At 41.7% G+C, this 19581-nt stretch carries 14 protein-coding genes and 1 pseudogene; 2 read left to right on the forward strand and 13 right to left on the reverse strand.

Annotated elements, in window-relative coordinates; translation table 11 throughout:
- Nucleotides 1-58 precede the first annotated feature (58 nt).
- The 8 genes from ACED60_RS22005 to ACED60_RS22040 all read right to left on the reverse strand — a co-directional run bounded on the left by ACED60_RS22005 (nt 59) and on the right by ACED60_RS22040 (nt 11448).
- Entirely contained in the window at nt 59-1213 is a 1155-nt protein-coding gene (locus ACED60_RS22005) for an ABC transporter permease (protein WP_371728481.1), read from the reverse strand.
- Nucleotides 1210-2511 (reverse strand): ABC transporter permease, encoded by a 1302-nt coding sequence (locus ACED60_RS22010; RefSeq protein WP_371728482.1) that lies wholly within the window; start codon nt 2509-2511, stop codon nt 1210-1212. Before ACED60_RS22010 ends, ACED60_RS22005 begins: the two co-directional genes overlap by 4 nt.
- 7 nt (nt 2512-2518) lie before the next feature.
- Nucleotides 2519-3493: an HlyD family secretion protein gene (locus ACED60_RS22015; protein ID WP_371728483.1), complete on the reverse strand. Its 975-nt coding sequence runs from the start codon at nt 3491-3493 to the stop codon at nt 2519-2521.
- Between the two features lie 3 nt (nt 3494-3496).
- Nucleotides 3497-4951, reverse strand: coding sequence for a TolC family protein (locus ACED60_RS22020; protein WP_012603785.1), 1455 nt, complete (start codon nt 4949-4951; stop codon nt 3497-3499).
- A gap of 352 nt (nt 4952-5303) precedes the next feature.
- Complete coding sequence (locus ACED60_RS22025) at nt 5304-5447, reverse strand: antitoxin Xre/MbcA/ParS toxin-binding domain-containing protein (RefSeq protein WP_371728494.1); 144 nt, start codon at nt 5445-5447, stop codon at nt 5304-5306.
- 138 nt (nt 5448-5585) lie between these two features.
- Nucleotides 5586-7295: a hypothetical protein gene (locus ACED60_RS22030; protein ID WP_371728484.1), complete on the reverse strand. Its 1710-nt coding sequence runs from the start codon at nt 7293-7295 to the stop codon at nt 5586-5588.
- A gap of 3 nt (nt 7296-7298) precedes the next feature.
- A complete protein-coding gene (locus ACED60_RS22035; RefSeq protein ID WP_371728485.1) occupies nt 7299-9014 on the reverse strand; it encodes a hypothetical protein in 1716 nt (571 codons plus the stop codon).
- 2182 nt (nt 9015-11196) lie between these two features.
- Nucleotides 11197-11448, reverse strand: a complete 252-nt coding sequence (locus ACED60_RS22040; RefSeq protein ID WP_371728486.1) for a hypothetical protein — start codon at nt 11446-11448, stop codon at nt 11197-11199.
- Nucleotides 11449-11674: 226 nt separating this feature from the next.
- Here ACED60_RS22040 and ACED60_RS22045 point away from each other — a divergent pair.
- A pseudogene (locus ACED60_RS22045) lies at nt 11675-11828 on the forward strand (regulator); the annotation flags it as partial.
- Between the two features lie 116 nt (nt 11829-11944).
- Here ACED60_RS22045 and ACED60_RS22050 read toward each other — a convergent pair.
- From ACED60_RS22050 to ACED60_RS22070, 5 genes are all read right to left on the reverse strand, one after another.
- Nucleotides 11945-12115, reverse strand: coding sequence for a hypothetical protein (locus ACED60_RS22050; RefSeq protein WP_371728487.1), 171 nt, complete (start codon nt 12113-12115; stop codon nt 11945-11947).
- Nucleotides 12099-12776, reverse strand: coding sequence for a gamma-mobile-trio protein GmtX (gmtX, locus tag ACED60_RS22055; RefSeq protein ID WP_371728488.1), 678 nt, complete (start codon nt 12774-12776; stop codon nt 12099-12101). The genes ACED60_RS22050 and gmtX overlap by 17 nt, the downstream gene beginning before the upstream one ends.
- Nucleotides 12776-15445, reverse strand: a complete 2670-nt coding sequence (locus ACED60_RS22060; protein ID WP_371728489.1) for an integrase family protein — start codon at nt 15443-15445, stop codon at nt 12776-12778. The genes gmtX and ACED60_RS22060 overlap by 1 nt, the downstream gene beginning before the upstream one ends.
- Nucleotides 15445-16902 (reverse strand): gamma-mobile-trio recombinase GmtY, encoded by a 1458-nt coding sequence (gene gmtY, locus ACED60_RS22065; protein ID WP_371728490.1) that lies wholly within the window; start codon nt 16900-16902, stop codon nt 15445-15447. The genes ACED60_RS22060 and gmtY overlap by 1 nt, the downstream gene beginning before the upstream one ends.
- Before the next feature lie 178 nt (nt 16903-17080).
- Nucleotides 17081-17308 carry a hypothetical protein gene (locus ACED60_RS22070; protein WP_009846577.1) on the reverse strand — a complete coding sequence of 76 codons (228 nt, stop codon included), beginning with the start codon at nt 17306-17308 and terminating at the stop codon, nt 17081-17083.
- Between the two features lie 661 nt (nt 17309-17969).
- On the opposite strand from ACED60_RS22070, the gene ACED60_RS22075 reads away from it, so the two are divergent.
- Nucleotides 17970-19580 (forward strand): ATP-binding protein, encoded by a 1611-nt coding sequence (locus tag ACED60_RS22075; protein ID WP_371728495.1) that lies wholly within the window; start codon nt 17970-17972, stop codon nt 19578-19580.
- The last annotated feature ends 1 nt before the right edge of the window (nt 19581 follow it).

Consider the following 19581-nt stretch of genomic DNA (forward strand, 5'->3'; position numbering starts at 1 on the left):
AATAAATGATAATTTTCAGGTGCTCAACTGCGCATCTTCAAGTTAACTGGGTATAGAGTTAAACAGAGCCAATGATACGTTTACTCGATTTGTGGTAAAGCTTAAGTGCGAGTAACGAGCCCCATAGAGCGACTTGTATCCATAGCAATGTCCATTGAGACGCTACCTCTTGCCAAGATGCCCCCATCTGATTGAGCGCTAAAAAACCTTGGATAGCGGGTGTGCTTGGGAATAACTGTGACAGCAGTACTAACCATTCAGGCATCATTTCAACAGGCCAGATAAAACCTGAAGAGAAGATCAGCGGCATTGAACTGATTAACACCACAACCGTGACTAACTCTCTTCTTGGCACTAGCTCACCAATAAAAATCCCGATCAAACAACTAGCCAATAAGAAGGGTAGCAGTAAGGTCAAAATGTTTGTTATGGAGGCAAGCAGGTTAATGCCATACATCGAAAAGCTTGCGCCGAAGTAATACATCGACAACAGGTAATAAATGCCAACTAAGGTACAACAGCGAGCAAGTATCAGTTTCGCTGGAGAGGTCTTACTCCAATAGCCAAACGTCGATTGAGCGTTTTGGGTCGCGCCAACTAAACCAGAAGCCATGGCTAAGGTTTGTTGCAGGATCAACACAAAGACGGCTGGAACCACGTAATCAATGTAGCCCATGCGACTATTGAAGGTTGGTTTTAGGTTCAAGCTGAATGCACTGTAGCCTTTGGCTGCGGATTCTAACGGCACACCTTCAACTAACAAGTGACTGACTTTAACTTGTGCAGCTAACGTGCCGCCTGCCTTGGCAAGCCCTTCAACAATGGTTCCGTAGACTAAGAAGTAAGATGCATCACCTGCGTAAGAAAGCGTAGGGCTCTTACCTAGGAGCAAGTCTTTATAGAAGTTCTCTGGGATGACGATGAACCCACCAATCTCTTGATTAAGAACAGCTTGCTTAGCATCGGCAATGGTGGAGTCACGGCGTACCAAGTCAATTTGAGATGTGGCATCTACCATTCTTTCTAACTGGTAGCTGCTTTGGCTCTTATCCAAGTTCACAACGGAAGCTTTAAGCTGTTGAGGAACTTGGTTTACGTAAGGCAACGGATACAAGAATGAATAGAAGAACACACCACCAAATACCGTAAGAAGTACAACAGGGTTGCGCAGTACCGCTAACAGTTCTTGCTTGAGTAGTTGAGTAAAGCTCATCGTTTTACTCCTTGTTGTGCTGATGTATCTGGCTGTGCTGATGATATAGCCGCTTGTGTAGATAAAGCCGTTTGTGCAGACAAAGCTGACTGTGCCAAGTGTTTCTTAATTAATAACATCACCACGAAAGCAGGAACTGCATACCACAACATAGAGGAGAGGCTGATCAGCGAATGTGCTGCGCTCACGCCATAACTGGATTGTGCTGTTTGTACTTCGATGTAGTGACTCACGGGCAATAAGCTTCTCCAGATTTGCGCTGCCGTGTTCATGTCGGTGACTGGAAAAGTAATGCCCATGAACGCAAAGCTTGGTGCTGTAAAGGCGCCAGCGAAACTCATCGCCCTTGCTGGATCAAGCGTTAAGAAGAAAAACAAACAACCCATGATGATACAACTGATGACGGTAAGCAGTTGGGCGACGGTCAGTGCCACAAAACTGCCGTTAAACGGCCAGTCTAAGAGGACATAGAACCAAAAGCTAAACGCGATACCAAACATCAAAAACAAGACAAGGTAGGGCGTTAGTGTTGATGTTAGTGATTTCATCGGGGCGTTGGATAACCAAGCATGAAGACCACGAGCTCTAACGTTCGCCGTCAAAACCAATATCGTGCCCACCACAATCATGATCTGCCATAGAGCCGGAATAACCGCAGACACTAAGAACTGAGCATAGCTGGTGTTCTTGTTAAACAGTGGCGTAATCTGGCTTTGTACCGTTACCGCTTGCCCCAATGCAGATTGTACCGTGGTATCACCGTGTGAAAGCTGTTTAACCACTTCGAGTTGCGCGTTGAATGTTCCTTGAGCCTGCAACAGAGCCGAGTTCACCAGTTTGCCAATCAAGATAAATTGACTGTTATAGAAAACGGACACTTGCGGGTTCAAGCCTAGGAAAAGGTCTCGGTCAAAGTGTCTTGGTATCACGACATAACCATAGATATCGCGTTCAATCATCGCTTTAGCCGCTTCACTCGCCGAGCTGTATTTCTGAGTCACTTGTAGGGTAGGTGACGCATCAACAAGGCGCGTGAACTGTTGCGCGATTTGACTGTGTTCAAGGTCGACAACCGCAACCGGTAAGTCGCGAGCGATCCCTTGTGAAAAAATCAGCCAGATACTGGCAGCAAGAAGCAACGGAATCCAAGTTAGGCAAGACAACAGCCATTTGTCTTTGCGGACAATCGCCCACTGCCTAAGCAATGTATTTTTCACTTGACGGTGCTCCGGTGATTGCGTGCCTCTAGATTGCGAGGCTGTAGATCGAGAGCTTATAGAGCGAAAGTTAGCAGACATACGTCACCTAAAGCTCAACCACTAGGCTCATGCCCATACGCAGTGTTTCGTTGGTATCGACAGGGTGCGCTTCTACTTCAAAAGTGCGTAAGTCGAAGCCTTGTGCTGCGTCTGTTGAACGCCAAGTCGCGAAATCACCCATTACGGCAATGTGAGTCACTTGGAAAGTTAATGATCTATCCAGAGCTGGAAGGTAAGCTTCAAATTGGCTGCCTTTCTCAAAATGTTTCAACATATCTTCACGCACATTGAGCACCGCCCATGCATCTTTAGTGTCAATCACGGTCACAACAGGGAAACCTTGAGGAGCTAACTCACCGCTACTTAATAGTACTTGAGCCACTTCACCACTAAACCAGCTGTGGATCTGTGTGTCTTTTGCGTAAGCTTCAACTTCCGCTACTGCGCCAGCTGCCATTAACGCTTTTTGAGCGGCTGCCACTTTGGTTTCGTCACGAGCACCTTCTTGTGCTAATTGATACATTTGGAACGCAGCGCTTTCAGTGTACTTCGCCGCTTGCCACTGTGTTTCGGCTTCATCACGTTTTTGCTCGGCAACCACGCCATCGTTATAAAGGTTGTTTACACGTTGGTAAGTTTTATCCATGAGATCGGCAGCTGCTTTGGCTTTCAACCATTGGTCTTTAGCGGCTTGGATTTGCTGAGTACGCGCGCCATTCTCTGCTTGTTTTGCTAATGCACCAGCGGCTTTTTGACCGGCTTTTGCTTGCTCTAATTTAGCGTCAATTTCTGGGCTAAGTAGGGAGAAGATCAATTCGCCTTTTTCAACCGAATCGCCTTTACGCACGAATATTTCATCAATTCTGCCGGGTACTTTCGATGAGATGCTGTATTGCTGCGCATCTATTTGACCTTGAAGCTTAACAGGCTGTGGTTGGTACGCTTGGTAAAAGCCGTATCCAACCCAGCCAATAATGCCGATACCAACCAGAGAGAGAATAAATGGCTTAATAGGTTTCATGAATTATCCTTTTGACTGGCTAGCGGTGTCTGCTTTTGAATCGAAGTCAGACGGGACAGAAGACGTTAAGTAACTTGAATAAGCATTCATTTCACTGGTGAGTGCTAACAGCTTATTAAGAGAAATTAGGTATTTGAATCGAGCAGCAGATTGCTGTGTTTTAATGCTTGCAAGATAAAGCTCAGCATCAACCACTTCTAACGAATTGGATAACCCTTGAGTGAAGGCTTTTTTACGAAGTGAAAGGTTTTCTTGAGCTAAAGACAGACTTGAGTTGAGGCCTTGAACTTCTTCAATTGCTTGGTTCGCTTCAAGATAGGTCTTTTGTACCAAAACGGTTAAGTCTTGCTTGGCTTGCGACTTAAGAAACTGGACTTGAGACACGGCGCTATGAGCGGCAGCGACTTTGTCGGAACGACCTGACGTGTCAAGTAGCGGTACATTCACACCAATACCGACTAACCAATCGGGTTTCATTTCACTGGCTAGCGAGTCATCTTCGTACAGGCTGTAATCACCGTATAGATAGACTTCTGGGTAGTATTTGCCTTTTTCAGCCTTGATCAAGCTACTCGCTTGTTTCTCTTTTGCTTCAAGGATTTTAAGGCCTGGGTAGGTCATGAGGGTTTGATCAACAAATACGTCCATATGAGGTAGGTTTTTGTTGATAAAGAGTTGTTCTGAAGGTTCGACACTTTGGCTCTGACCAAGGATCTGAGTCAGTGCTAATTGAGCAATTTTGAGGTCGTTCTGCGCTTTGGTTCGTTCAACAACGGCTTTATCCAAAGAAGCATCCGCCTGCAGACGTTCTACTCGAGCAATTTGTCCTTGCTGTTCAAGCTTGATGGCGAAATCACGATGCTGAGTTAAGCCAGCTTCAACGGCTTGACGTGTTCTCACGACGTCTTCCGCTAAGATCACCGAGAAGTAATATTTACTTAAGTCTTCGTAGCGAGCCTGTTTCTCCATCAGCAGTTGGCTTTGCGCTTCTTCGCTTTTACCTTCGGCAGCAGTTTGCGCAGCGGTAATTCGTCCGCCAGTAAAGATAGGCCAAATAGCACGGATGGAAGAGCTGAAGATGTCTTGTTCGGTGATGGTTGAGGTAACACCGCCAAGCCCACTTAATATAGGCTGGAGAATACCTCCAACTGCACCTAAATTTGGCACGCCGCTTAAGCTATTTTTGAACTGTTCACCATTAATTGTCACATCACTATCAAGGTGCGTGTAGTTAGCCCCCAAGGTGATCGAAGGTAGATTAAGGCTGCTTGTTGAATTCTGAAGGTGTTGATAACGCTCAACGTTAGCTTGTTGAGCTGCAAGTGAGTTGTTGTTCTCTTGCAATATTTGCCACGCTTCAGAAAAAGTGAGCGGGGCAGAGAAAACTGGCGAAGCAAATGTGCCGAGAAGCATACTGGCGAGCGCAAGGTGTCGGAATTTTGGTTTGGTCATCTGCATTAAATACCATTTAGAGTATTAGCTCTAATGTTAACAGGGTGATAGTCATTTGTCTTGAGATGATTGTCTCACAGGATTATAAACCCTCATAACTCGTTAAGTTAATGTAATAAAGTACGTGATGCGAGCAACAAAGATCACTGAAACGAAAAGAGCACGTCTGTAGGAGTATAAAGTGAAAAGTATGTATTTTAACCTATGAATGAGTTACAAGCCTTGACAGACAATGCTTATGGTAAGGTCTATAAGCGTACACACTATGTATAATTGTGTGTACGCTTTTTGTCGTTTGAGATTTAGCAGTGTATTTAGGTAAATGATGTTAAAAAGTCAATCCTAACATTCTCAAAGGTCACGAAAACACTCCATGCTCTAATCGACCACTCAAATTGTGTACAACCATAGTGTCTTCGGCTGTCGAAAGCATATCAATTAATCGCTTGTTACCAAGCCCTCGAACTGGGTGTTTGAGCCAATGATTAGCGAACTGATAGATTCAGCCTGTGAAGATTTTGGACATAAATGAGTTTCATGGAATCGTAGATTAGCACTTCATGAATTACCTCAGATATGTCAAACTCGGACAGACAAAAGGCAAGAGGTGCCCCCCCGTTACACTCTATATTAGTAACTACTAAACCGCTTTTATCTTACTTTCAAAAGGAAGAAAAAAGTGAGGAGGTACTGGAAGTTTATATGCTCTACAAGCCATCAATACTATCGGGTATAAGCCATACTTAATAGCTGATAAGTTTTCAAAATACTGGGTTTCACGACATTCACTAAAAATATCACTTAATAGTTCATTTTTAGTTAATTTAAAATCAAAGTCAGACAAACAAAACCCATGATACTTTCCACCAATATACAATTCTTTCTCAGACTCTTCATCGGGATACCATAGCTGAATACTACAATGCGACAAGTGGTTAGTTTGAATTTCACTTAACTTGGTATAAAGCTCATCAAAGTTAAATAAGGCAGAAAAACACCCAATATTAGAGTACAATATACTACCAGCTGTAGATTCTTCGAAATATTCAGTTGTACCATTTTTAGGGTGTTCGAGTAAGTCCATATAATCGTGCAAAATACAGGGGTAAGCACCGTTGTTACTTAAGTTAACAGACACTCTTAATAGCATTTCTTCTAGCCAATCTTTCACTTGAGTAATCTTAGATAGTGATACTAAAAATAATACAGCAAGAGTGATATCAATAGCTTGTTCATCTTTTAATGGCGAAAATAAGATAGGGTTATTACTTATCAAGTTTATTATACAATCAGCTACAAATAATGCTTGCTGTTCACTAGCTTTAGATTCACTATTACTTTGTTGACAAATTTCTAATTCCCATAGAAGCCATATTCCTAGTATAGAGATACGGCCAAGTAAATCGAAAAGTTTGAGGTTAATATCAACTGTAGATGAAGAGCACACTCCACGAGAGATAGCACCATATTCATGTGCGTATGGGGTGATGACTTTAGTCATAAAATCATGATTAATTTTAAAATACGTATTCTTAATAGAGAGTATGACTGATTGAATTAGTTTGGCATTTTTAGATTTTCTTGAAAAATAATCATTACCGACATGCCAAGCATTCAACAATGCGACCTCACTAGACAGATAAGCACTTTCAAAGTTTTTCTCTTTTCTTGACCAGCCATACAAGATCCAAAGACATATGTTGATTTGTCTTAGGCTCTTTAACACTTTTTCAGGAGGCGCATTGTCGGCTGCCTCTCTTAATATACTAACAAGGTATGCAAAGTACCTAAACGAGGTATCTGGCTCGTCAATCATCGAAACAGACTTCCTTAACAAGGAACGAGTGTCATCAGGCATAAAATTTTCATGTAGAAAGTTATCATTAATAAGGCTTGCAAGTTTATCCCCGTTCCATTCCTCGAATTCAATATTTTCATTAGTCTTGGTTCTAGAATCTATATAACCAGTAAATAAATCTCTAACAGGTGTTTGCACATCGCCACCAAAACAAGGGCAAATAACAATTGGTTTGCCTTTGTGCTCTGGTGGTAGTCTATGAGGAATATAGGAATCAATAATTTCATCTAGAGATGGTCTTAATACTTGGTTTTCATTTCCATTCCATGTAGAGCGAGTTAAGTCTCCCGCTTTAATTGAAAAGAGGTAAACCTTTTCAACTCCACCATATAACGAGCCAACAGCGGCAACATCCACGCCTCTTTCGCTTGCCCCCCTTATTGGTTTGCCAAAGACAGTCAAACCAAGCTGGCTTAATAAATCAGGCAATATTGCATCGAGTTCATCTCTTTCATTAAGAGAGGATAAATATTCTTTAATAACAAGCTTCATAACTTACCCCTCATACCTAAACATATTAATTAGTCGGTTTAATCCAGCGGGATCTATAGAAAAAAATATAGGCACTTCTGTTGAGTGACTTATTGTGCTGAGAGGCATTACCTGCCTTTTTGACTCTCCATTGCCATCATACTGTTTAAAAACAGATTTATTTCCATACAATAATACTTTGGAGTTATTACCAAACAATGATGCCAAGAAAGATGTCTTATGTGCCTCTTTCATCATAGCTTCATTTTCAAAGTATTTTTTTCGACCCATAGCCTCTCTATGCCTAGTGCTAGGGTGAAGTTCTTTGTTTAAAGATGCTTTCTTTAGAACATCATGATAGGCATCATTTTTCTTCAATATATTGAGTAACACTTGGGTTTTCTTTTTCCGTTTATCCAACTTCGCTATATGCTCTTTAATAACCCCCTCAACAGCTTGGGGTGTATTAATAAGTAATGGGTAAAATAGTAACTCAGATATTTTTTCAAAATCAGAGTCATCACAAATTTCCAGTACCGAAAGTACATAGAATGTAGCTAACTTCGGTTTGAGAAATAACCAGCCAACGGCTTTTCTTGCGATATAGAAATAGTCCTTGGTCTCTTCAATTTTACTTACTTGAGAGGGAGAGTTTTCATGTTCGAAAATAATGTCTGAAGCAGCCTGACAAAGGCAGTGATTGCCCGAATAAAACCAACGAGTAAATAACTGTTCATGATCTATGTATTCACTTTCCCATATCGCTCTAGAGATATCATGAAAGCTGGTGATTTCGAAGTTGGCATCGCCACTGACAATAAGCTTTTGTTCTAATAACCCTATAACTTCAGCGCTCCGTTCCCTGTTTAGAAGAGCCGTTAACGCATGGTCGACAGTATGAGTTTTTTGCCAATCAGTAATTGAAAATTTATCAAAGAAACTTAAAAACAGCACCTCCCATTCTGTTGGTAAATGCTCTTTATCCAACCAAACTATTCGTGATACTTCTTCTAGCAACATAATCGATTCGTCAAGTAAGCATAATGTTATGCTTTTAGTGGCATTAGCAGCAAGTGAAGAGTCTTTTTTGCATATTTCATTAATAGTCTGTAAACAACTTCTAGCAAGTTCATCAGTATGGTTTTGTTCTAATAGTGAATGTATATGCTCAAGGGCTTTTGCTAGTAAGTCACTGTTGCTTGAGTATTTTAAATAACCTAATGCTTGTATTGCTTCTGTTTGTATTTTTTTATTTGAATGAGCAGTCAGTTCTAGGGAAAATTGAAAGCTTTCTTCGATAGAGATCTTCGATTGACTGATTAAAGTCGCTCTTAAAAAAAACTCCCACTCAGTCGGTGACTTAGCCAACATTTCAACAGCATCTACAATTCGTGGCTTATTTTCCCCCAAAAATTCACTTATAGGTATATAGCAATATTCTCCCTTACTTTGAATGTTTCGGCTTGTTTCAAATACAGATTTAGTAGGAGCTTCAATTAAACCAATCACACCCAAGTATTGTCGTATACGAGAAATGTTTTCATCTGAGAAATGAGGGGAATTTAAAAATTCTAAAACGTTCAATTTCCCTGAGTTATGAGCACTGGCTAGTTTTTGGATAACCTCTTTGTATTCAAAACGATAATCATCAAGAAGCTCCACTAACGGCTGATAGTAATCTTCAGTCGCTAACACTTCTTCTAATTTCTCATTAAAATCGACTTTTTCATTCTCTTTCACAACAGCCTACACCTTGTTATTATCATTTGATGTCAAACAACCATATGATTCATATGCATTTATTTGCAAATTCTTGTAGCTAAATAGCATCTGCGAATTGAGTAGCAATCATATCAGTAGACACGGTTCAACCCTGCAGTTAATCAACTAAGCACATATTGATTCATTATAAAATTTTGGTCAAACACAGATTTATGATCCCGTGATGAACTGTGACTCAAAATGATAATGGGGCAGATCTGAGCTAGCTGGCACTTTTTAGAAATTGTGCTTTTTAGAAATGTGATCACCAAGCGATTCTGTTTCGCAATTATGCAAGACCCTCTTGCATAATTGGTTACTAGAGTTTGTCCAACAACCTGTTGCACAAATAAATCTTATGTTGGTTTCATGCGCTCTAAACACGTCTTGGGGCAGGAGCAAGCTTGCCACATACAGTTCTTAGCTTTAAACTAACGTTGAGAGCCTCGGGTATCCCTGCTTTTTCTTGGATGTACTATTTACTGTCTGGCCAGAAGTAATTGTATCGAATTGAACTTGGCTTAATTGCAAAGCAGACCACCGAGGACATATGATAAGTCTAGGTGCTTTCCCTTCCATATACTTTGGTAATAAAACACCCGACGCTGCACACAGAATGTGTTCCCTCTTCGTTTTGAATGACAAACATTCTGTAGCTGTTTACAAAGCCATAGGCATTGCCTGTGGCTTTGTCGTATCTGGGACTAAAAAAACTGGTGCAACAGGCTTACACACAAATTAATCTATTGATAGTTTCTTATGTTCTAAACGTTTAGGGGCAAAGACGATTTACGAAACAACTTGTTTCGCACTTTTGCAAGACCCTCTTGCAAAATTTAGGTATTAAACTTTGTCCAACAGGCTATTGGACAATTTGGGCATGTAGGGGTTGTTGCAAACTCTGCAACTACTGAGGGTTCCTCGGTAATTGTTCATTAGCTAGTCCTATGGGTTTTACTGTGGCTCCTGAAACGTTGGGGGATCTCTGAGTTACGATGATAGGTACCTATAGTTTTCTAATCTGAGCCATATGTAGCCTACCTAACAGAGAGCAAGACTCTAGATAGTTTTCACTCCACATCGCAACTTGCGCATCGCAACTTGCGATGTGTGATTACTTAAAAGTTTTCAAAGTAAGATTAAAGATTTTAATAATTACAAATCATAACCTTAAGGATGAACCCCGTTGGATCATTGTTGATAATAGTAAGCATTAGAGGGCGAGCATATCACTTAAAAAACGACCCTAAACAGAGAGGTTTGCTAGTTTATTAGTAGCGTTGCTTTTGACACTTCGAGTTATGTTCCTAATTTCGCTAGATCATACATTCAGCGGATTGTCTTCGTATAAGTTAGCTAAAGAGCCCATGGCATTATATAAGTAAATTAGTAGCGAGAGCTTGGAGAAGTTTCCCAGGAAGTAGTGAGTACCAATTGGCCCACATAGAAAATATCAAAAGCTTCACTTCTGTATTCCGGGGGAGGATTAATGCTTATCGATATTGAATGTTTCTGGAGCAATAATTGAGGCCACCCTAACAATGCTGGCATTTTCATGAGACGCGACAAGGCCGGCAATCTCTCGACCAATTCTTTTAAACTTTTTAGTCGAAAAAGAAAGAACATTCACTTTTCTGGTCGAGATTATGCTCAAATTCTAACTTCGACCAAAAGGATCAACTAATAGAGTGCTGTGTTCGACCATGATAATTAAACCTTTTAGTCGAGTGACTATTTGAATTACAGAGGCGTGATAGCTATGAACTGCGTTAGCTTGTTTCTTTGAGGAAGTAAGCTTACTGCATTCGGTTCTTCGCTTTACACTAATAGCGAGAGCCTCGGTTATCCCCGCTTTATTCTTTGAGTTACTATTTACTGTCTGGCCAGAAGTAATGGTATCAATTTGAATCTAGCGTAATTGCAAAGCAGCCCACCGAGGACATACGATAAGCCTAAGGTACTCTCCCTCCCATATTTGGTGATGAAATACCCGGCATCGCACCCAGAATTCAAATTAATGAAAACATTCTGTATGTAGCTGTTATACAACAACCTGTGACTTTGTCGTATCTGAAAGTAAGAGCAATTGTGCAAGGACTTCTTGCACAAATTATTTTACTGCCATCTAAATTGATTGAGTTAAAACTGAAGGTTAGCTAGTTTAAAATGGGAAGTGATCTTCTTCATACCCTTCAACCCAAGTTACTAGCTTTTCAAGCTCATCACCTTCGGGTGTGCCTGGTTCAGCCACATCAAACAAGGATTCAATTCTTTTCAAAACGGCTTTATAGTCGCTTTCTGAGGGTTCTAGGCCCACTTCATCTAATGAAACTGTAGCAAGCCCATCAGCGTGGGCAGTCTTAGGTGTAATACCCTTAAGCAGTTTTTTTTCTGATAGCTTTTTCTTGCTCATAAGTCGTTTCTCGATTCGAAAATGACATTAGATTAGTTTATAGCACAATGGACTACTAGCCGTAACGTAGAACCTTATTTAAAACACCATGGGGCAGATCTGAGTTAACTGGCACTTTTTGAGAAAAGTGCCATGAGTAAAACTTCAGGTCTATGAAGACTCTGGACAAAAATGCGTTACGAAAAATCGAACATTAGCAATTCATGAATAACGTTTTAGAAAGTCAGAGTGCAAAAGATTTGTGAGGATTGCAAAAGGTCGGGTACTAAGCATTAGTGAGGATTGAGTACAGTTCAAAATGTTATATAACATTTTGAACTGGCCAAGTGGTGAAGCCACAACAAATATTAGTAGGGATTGCACTTTTGGGGATATTGTCGTAAATTTTGGGCTTATCCGTATTATTCTTGGTAGAATCAGTCAAATGTAGCAGAACGCCTTTACCGTGTAGTTCACCTTCTAGTGCTTTGAAGGTTTTTTAGGGTAGAACTTTAATTTAATACGCCTCACCCACAACCAATCCTTTTGCCACTTCAATACGATTAAGCTGACCTCTGTACACGATTTGTTTACAGTCACCTTCCGTCTGTGGGACTTTCCAGATCTCAAATACATCAAGGTTTCTTACGCCTTTTGCTGCCCACTCGCCATTACTTATCAATCTCAACTAATAGCTTGCGAAGCCCTGTGACAAAGCCTCGTGGAAAAACCTCGCAACTGTACTCCATGTCTTTCACCTGACCTGCCATAGTGGTTTGCCAGTCGTTCTTGTCCATACATTCATCAGAAATGGCATAGACTAGGGCTTTTTTCTCTGATTCGGTGAGCACACCCGATATGGGTGATAGTACTTCGACGCTTGGCTCTGTGGTGGCACAAAACTGGCGTACAGGGCGTTTATCGATAGTAATATTGGCGTACTGTTTAAGCAGGTTCACTTCTTTGCGATAACGGTTACGCTCAGCGATAATTTGACCAAACAAGGCACGAACAGCAGGATCTGGAATACGTTCTAGCAACTTATGATCCGCAGGGATAGACTTAGACCGAGAGGTGTTGGATACCGGCATTTTAGTGTTGGTATTGAACTTTTGCGCCCACGCTTCGATTAGGGTTCGGTAGTGCTTGTTACGAGTGGCACGTAAGGCTTCATAACCCGGTCCACCTTCCGCTGACGACACTCGCCCCATTTGCGTAATAGAGAAATCGCGTTGTCCCGACTTCGCATATGTTTTCAGGATACCGTTTAACTTATCGAGGTTTTGTTGAGTGCGTGGCACTTTACCGTCTTTTAAGTCAGCAAGAATGACATCAATATCTAATTCCATTAGTCCTCCAATAAGTTCAGTAGAGCGATGCTGTTTAGGTGAATAGCTTTATCGGTAAGAGCGAGGATACCCTCAGAAAGCAGCTTATTATCGGCCATGTATTCATCTGCTTCGATATAACTAGCAACTTTACGGTAGCCTTCAAGCTTATCGTTTGGGTCAGCGATTTTCGCCATTTGGCGCATCATGGCATTGGCTGCGATAAGTTGCTGTTTATCATCCATTTCCATAAAAATAGGCTCAAAGCCTTTTTTCATCAGAACACGACTAAGCTTGCGTGAACGCTTTTCTATTACAGGGGTTTTGCGTAGTTCATCCTGCAAATCAGGGTAGAATTCTGCATCTTCACAAATCAAGGATAGGTGTAGCAACTCAGAGTCGGTTTCGACAAACTTCAAGGCGTGACTGATATCTTGCTTGGAACCAACCGCAATCAGTTTATCTTTAGTGTCGTCCTCTTTCCTGGCTTCTTCGACACGAATGATTTTGCCAATAAGTTCAAAACACGCAATCCAGTCTTTGGCGTATTCATTGGCTTCGATTTGCTGTTTTTCGTAGCGGCGCTGCAATGCTTGCAGTTGATCGTGCTTGATGAACGGTTTGCCTTGCTCTTCACTGAAGAACTGCTCATCCTTTAGGGTTTCCATCTCGCGTTCGATTTCCACCGACAGGTTTGCCGTCTGATGCGCTTTATAACTCAGTTGATTGAAGTGGGCATTGAGCGCAGGAAGGTATCGAGCCTCTGTAATAAACCAACGGCAGCGAATACAGTTTTCAGGGCCATGTGGAACGCTGTCATGAATACGATTGATAGCAACTCTTGCATCCTTAACCAACTCCCCCCCATTCCAGCAGCCTCCAAGGGTGCTGACTTCATCCGATTTTACAGTGTTACCACCGACCAAGCACAAACCATAAGAGCGCTCTTCCCAACCGATCGGGTTTCGGTTAACCAGCGCCGCTTGGATGCTGCCATCATCTCTATACACCATCTTGCATTGGATTTGCTCCATTGAGGCATCTTTGAGGAAGTTGCGTACCGATTGTTTGGATTTGGCATTCAATGCATCATTCGCTTCATCCATTTTCTCAGCCATCACAGACGGGGTGATTTTGTTGTAGTAAATGGTCATCAATAGACGTGTATGGCCTGCTAGCAGTTTAGAAATAACAGGTAGTGGTAATTGCGTATCCATCGTGTAAGCGGTGATTAGCGAGACACGTAAGCTATGTAATGGGAAAAGCGTAGCAAGCTTAGAACCATCGTACTTATCTTCAGGATAATCTATAACCAGCTTTAAACGTTCGCCGTTATCAAGAGTATCCCCTTGAGCTGCAATTTTATTTTCTAGGGTTAGTAAAAGTTGGTACCACAACGATGTTATGTTTGAGTCCCCGGTTAGCGGCTTATTCTTATCGTCACCTTTTGCTGAGGCATCGCGAAACAAAAACGCAGTTTCTCCCATGTTTTCTAGCTGCTGGATAGTTTTAGGTTTTCCTGTATGCTTTTTAAGCAGCGTGGTGCAATTCGTTGGCTTGTAAATAGGATTGTATTTTTCTTGCCAATTGCGCAGTTTTTCCAGCCAATACAGCACTTCCTCATTTTGCCAAGGAATAATGTAGCCGCATTCAAGCTCATTTTTATTTTGATCGGCTGTCTTATTGGTATTAATATACAGTCCAGTCGAATACTGCCCGGTTATGGTGTCGTGCATGCGACGAAATACCCCTTTTCCAAAAGGACGCTTGGGGTTACCTAGTACGAAGTCGTTCTTATCGTTGAGCCCCCATCGTCCGTTTTTATAACGCCATGTGTCGGCTTCTCCACTATCTAACATGCGTACCTGATAAGTACGAAGTGGTAAATGTAGCTTTATAAAAATCGCCATCGATTTGACGGGAGACCAGAGTTGATAAATTGTGATTGTTTTATTGTTCCGAATAACTTCTTTCGAGCGCCACACGCAATCAGGGTCGGATTTATCAACTTGCTCTGACTCAACCTCGAACCAGTCACCATCTCTACCTGCTTTACCTTGCCCAGTTTGTTGCTGTGCCCATGTCCAGTGTTTAAAATGACGGTAATGAAAGGCCTGATGCAAGGTTTCGCCTTGCTGAAGGTTTTGCTCAATAACTGCCAGTTTTGCTTTATTTGGTAGTGGGCATAAAATTTGGCGTAAGTCCTGAATATAGCGATAGGGCAACGGATTGCGCACAGTTTCAATGGATGAATGAGTCACTGTAATTTTATTTAATGGGTTTTTAACCAAAGGTATTATATTTCCCTTATCATCTTCCTCAGAAAAATGTTTAGTAATGATAAAGTCGACAAAATCTTTAGGATAGTTTACCGCTTGTCGTACATTGGTCGGATAACTAACTCTCGTTCTCGCTGCCTTCTCTAACTCGGCACTGCTGCATATATGACCGTTATATCCTTTGAAAAACAGCCCCACATCGATGGCGTAGGGGGCATAATTTAGGATGTAAGTTTCAAAAAAAATCTTTAGCGCATCACTCTTATGGTTAATTCCGGCAGTTTGCTTTGCCATCCATTCAGCCGCGAATTCTTGCCACTGAATCCACTTGGAACCATGTGTAGTGAGCATCCAAGAAAAGCTGAAATCTGATGTCCGTTCACCGCGCTTTTGGGCTTTTAATTTTTCCATTATGACCCTCTCATCTTTGGATGCTTACCAGTGAAATACCCTTGTGGGTCAATGTCATCGAATCCATACTCGATCAACTCTTTCCAATCCAAGGGTTTGATTTTGGATTCAGGGTTTGCCAATTGCAGCGTAGCTTGGGTCAGTTCGTCAGAAATTTTCTTCTGACTTTTACCTGTATAGGGTAGTTGTGAGTCTAGGGATTTGTGGTGCATGCAGCGGCGTATGACCAAAGGGTTAAGCCCTGAATCATCCAACCGTCTACCGTAATTATGTCTATGTCCATGTGGGTCTAAACCTTCTGTTTTGTTAGACTCTAAGCCAATACGTTTTAATCCGTTGGCATAGTTGTCGTAGAAAGCAGACTTTGTATAAGGATTACTTAGTGCGCTGTGATGAAAGGAAATAAACGCATAAGGGTGGTGACAGTCAACACTGGCACGGTACTTTTGATAGTCTTTCCAAAGTGACATAAACACTTTGCCGTAATCAGTAGGGAACCACTGAACCTGTATGTAGTTATCTTTATGGTCAACCACACGGTTCTTCCAACCAATGTGAATTGTGCCTTTCATGCGCTGGCGAGGGATACGACCATACTGTTCTTTTAGATAGGCTTCTCTATTTTGTGTACCAGAGCGACTACGCCAACCATCCGGGGCTTTTCCGTCTATTTCGTTATAAATTCTGACAATTGCGGAATCAGGATTATTCGGATCTTCAAATACGTCGGTCACCCAAAGCGTTAACGTTTCGCTTCCCCGCAACCCGCCACCATGCATGAGCAGGAGAATTAACTTATCTCTGAGCGCCACACGCGGGTCTTTCGCACCGCCTATACCATTCATATAAAAATCTTCCCAATGACTTTCAGGGAATGCAATTGCGTCATCTTCGATTTTTGTGAGCGCCGTTCGACCTTTAATAGTTCGTGCCTTACGGATGGTTTTATTGACCGTCTTATCTTTGATATGACCAAGAAAGTCGTTCTGGTTTTTGCGATACCATGCAGCGTAATTGAGTCGTTGCTCATGAGGCATGGCATCACGCAAAGAGTTCATTGTTACAGTACCTTGTTTTTCTGCCAACCAATCGGTGAATATAGTCAGTCGATGGATGTGCGCATTCACGTTACGGGTTGAAGTTGGCAACCAATACAAACAAGATGGATCAATCCCATCCTCGCCAACAGTTCCCGTATATAAACGCTTAGAAAAGGTCTGAAAGAGTAACTTCGGATCGTCAAACAACCCTCTATTCGCTTCCATGTAATCTAACAGCAAGGACACCGCTTGAAGAAACCCGTTCATTACAGAGTGACTCACACCGTCAGCCTCTAATTTGAGTAGGTAGTCAGTTACAGTACTCAGTTCTCCTTGCTCTGTCAGTAAGATAGGAATCTGGCTTTTGATACCTGTATTGTCTTCTACAATAGTCGCCCTGACTTTAACTGATGACAAATTATATTCCCCATACACACAATACACATTAAACACTGTATATCTACATGTATAATTGAGCAAGAAAAAGGCAGATCTCTCTGCCTTAGTACACATTATACACCCTTTAGGTTACTGTATATAAACAAAGCGTGCTCTTTAAGTTCAGTATAGAAGTGTTCTTACAAAATGAAGTGGCTTATTTAAAGCTAGGACAATGGTGATCGGCGCGCCACACCAATTGTCTTGAACCTTGCATTGTTTGTAATAAATCTCTACCTGACATTTGCGGGAACGCTAACAATACCTTGAGATCAAGAGGAGAGGTTCCGTCTTTCTCATAGGCTCTTACATGAGTAAAAGTCGATTGTAAGTGTTTGAACAGCATAGTCTTAGTAAGACAAATTCCAAAGTTATCGCGTTTCATTGCCTGGTTTCCTTTTCAACAATGTTTATACGTTATGTTTTTTATCCTGTTTCTATCGGACGTTGCCACTGATCGATACTTCCTGCTCATCAATGTTTTATTATTGGGCGCTGATTTATCAGTCACCTCTGAGTTGTCTACCTGTCTGTCGCGTAAATAGAGATGTATGAATGAGGTTAGGTAGGTAACCTGTTTGTTCAACAATCGTAACGACGAGCGTGCAACTTTTAGTTATAGATACGTCCAGTGAGCGAAGGCTTGTTGCCTTTTTGTTAATCTAAATTTCGATTTAAAGCGCGGTCTGAAAATCATGACTTATGGCTTGGCAACAACGAACTTCTTCATATGCAACGATTATAATTGTATTTATTTTAAACAACCTAAAAAACACCTAAAAGCTTAGTGATCTAGCTCAATATTTATTCGTTTATTTTGCTTTTCAAGCTAATTCGTTCTAAAAGTGAACGATTAATCGAAGTGAATAACGTAAAGGGTTATCAATTAACAACCTGCTCAATTATTTAGTTGAGTAGCAGTCACAAATTCACGTACCTAGAAAGGTCATGCGATTAACTTGGTGTTAACATCATTCGTCTAACACTAGGGACGGTGGAATATGAAATGGAGCAGTATCAGTTTCCGTAAAAGGTTACTGATTATCATGACGGTCACTGGCCTTGTTGAGCTTTTGATACTCTCAGGTGCTGGTTTTTACTACATCAAACAATCTCAAGAACAAGAGATGGGTTTGAAAGCGTTAGGTGTTGCTGAATTTCTATCTGAATCGCCACTGGTCACCAGCATTATCCAAGAAAATGGAACGTTGGATCCTAACGGCGTTCCCTACGTTCTGTCTGAAGAAACCCAAGTTAAGTTTCGTAACCTTACCCAACTCATTGGTGCGGCGTTTATCGTTGTGGGAGATGATAAAGGTATCCGCCTGATTCACCCTTATGATGACAGGCTCGGTAAACCAATGCGTGGTGGCGATAACCAAAAAGCGTTGATATTGGGCGAGTCTTATGTGTCGACGGCTAAAGGTTCACTTGGCTTCTCTGTCCGTGGTAAATCTGCGGTAAAAGACCACCAAGGTGCCGTTATTGGGGTAGTGTCGGTGGGTTATCTATTGGATTCTTTGCAAGATCGAATCGAACCTTACTTAGCCTTTTTGATTGTGATGGCGTTGCTGGTGGTTGCCGTCAATGCGGTGATTTCAAGCTATGTGTCTCGCCGTTTTCAGCGCGCTATTTTAGGCTTTGAGCCAGAAGAAATTGGCCGCTTATATGTAGAACTTGATGTGACTATGAGTACCGTGAAAGAAGGTATTTTGAGCATTGATAAGAACGGCATTTTGCGCTCAATAAACAAAAGCGCGTGCGATATTTTGTCCATAGACCGAGATAAAGCACTCAATCAGCAACGTCTATCAGATGTATTAGCGGGCAGTGACTTAGAACAGCTGTTATCGACTGGCGATACCGATCACGATGTTGAGCTGTACCTGAACAATAAGCGAATCATTGCTAATCGCAGCCCAATTATAGTGGCTGGTGAGGTGGTAGGGGCGGTATCCAGCTTCCGATTGCGAGATGAAATCAACGATTTAACAGACCAGCTCTCACAAACCAAAGAGTATGCTGATCTACTGCGTTCGCAAACCCATGAGCATCAAAATAAGCTAAACACCATTAGTGGCTTGATTCAAATGGGCGAGCTGGATTCTGTTCAACAATTGATTGGTCAAGAAACCGCTCATTACCAGAGCTTAATTGAGTTCTTAAGAGAGACAGTGAAAGATCCATTGATTGCAGGCATGCTTTTAGGCAAAACAGAGCGAGCTCGAGAGATTGGTTTGGAGCTTAAAGTTGAAGAGGGGTCAAGGCTTGAGGCATTACCCGCTTGGTTAAACGCAGAGGATGTCGTGACGATTCTTGGCAACCTGATTGATAACGCGTTTGATGCAACCATGATGGCAATTAAACAAGAAGGGCCAATAGCACCAGCTCGTCGCGTAATCGATGTGTCGATCAGCGATTTTGGCAATGAAATTATCGTAGAAGTAGAAGACAAGGGCTGTGGTTTGCCGAAAGACTTGGCGACCAAAGCACTCACCGAAAAAGGCGTATCGAGCAAAGCGAAGCAGAACAGAGGTGTTGGTTTGTATCTCATTAAGCAACTTGCAGATCGTTATCAAGGGCAATTAGAAATGGTTGATAACCCTGATTTTGGGTCACGCATGACGGTGTATTTACCGAAAGAAGAACAACAATAAT

The sequence above is a fragment of the Vibrio sp. 1F279 genome, assembly GCF_041439815.1.
Lineage (GTDB): Bacteria > Pseudomonadota > Gammaproteobacteria > Enterobacterales > Vibrionaceae > Vibrio > Vibrio tasmaniensis_A.

What these genes read in the sequence shown, in the direction of transcription:
- ACED60_RS22030 (WP_371728484.1), bottom strand. Translation starts at nt 7,295, where the DNA reads ATGAAGCTTGTTATTAAAGAATATTTATCCTCTCTTAATGAAAGAGAT.
- ACED60_RS22060 (WP_371728489.1), bottom strand. Translation starts at nt 15,445, where the DNA reads ATGGAAAAATTAAAAGCCCAAAAGCGCGGTGAACGGACATCAGATTTC.
- ACED60_RS22020 (WP_012603785.1), bottom strand. Translation starts at nt 4,951, where the DNA reads ATGCAGATGACCAAACCAAAATTCCGACACCTTGCGCTCGCCAGTATG.
- ACED60_RS22075 (WP_371728495.1), top strand. Translation starts at nt 17,970, where the DNA reads ATGACGGTCACTGGCCTTGTTGAGCTTTTGATACTCTCAGGTGCTGGT.
- ACED60_RS22010 (WP_371728482.1), bottom strand. Translation starts at nt 2,511, where the DNA reads ATGTCTGCTAACTTTCGCTCTATAAGCTCTCGATCTACAGCCTCGCAA.
- gmtX (WP_371728488.1), bottom strand. Translation starts at nt 12,776, where the DNA reads ATGGAATTAGATATTGATGTCATTCTTGCTGACTTAAAAGACGGTAAA.
- ACED60_RS22005 (WP_371728481.1), bottom strand. Translation starts at nt 1,213, where the DNA reads ATGAGCTTTACTCAACTACTCAAGCAAGAACTGTTAGCGGTACTGCGC.
- ACED60_RS22015 (WP_371728483.1), bottom strand. Translation starts at nt 3,493, where the DNA reads ATGAAACCTATTAAGCCATTTATTCTCTCTCTGGTTGGTATCGGCATT.
- ACED60_RS22070 (WP_009846577.1), bottom strand. Translation starts at nt 17,308, where the DNA reads ATGAAACGCGATAACTTTGGAATTTGTCTTACTAAGACTATGCTGTTC.
- ACED60_RS22040 (WP_371728486.1), bottom strand. Translation starts at nt 11,448, where the DNA reads ATGAGCAAGAAAAAGCTATCAGAAAAAAAACTGCTTAAGGGTATTACA.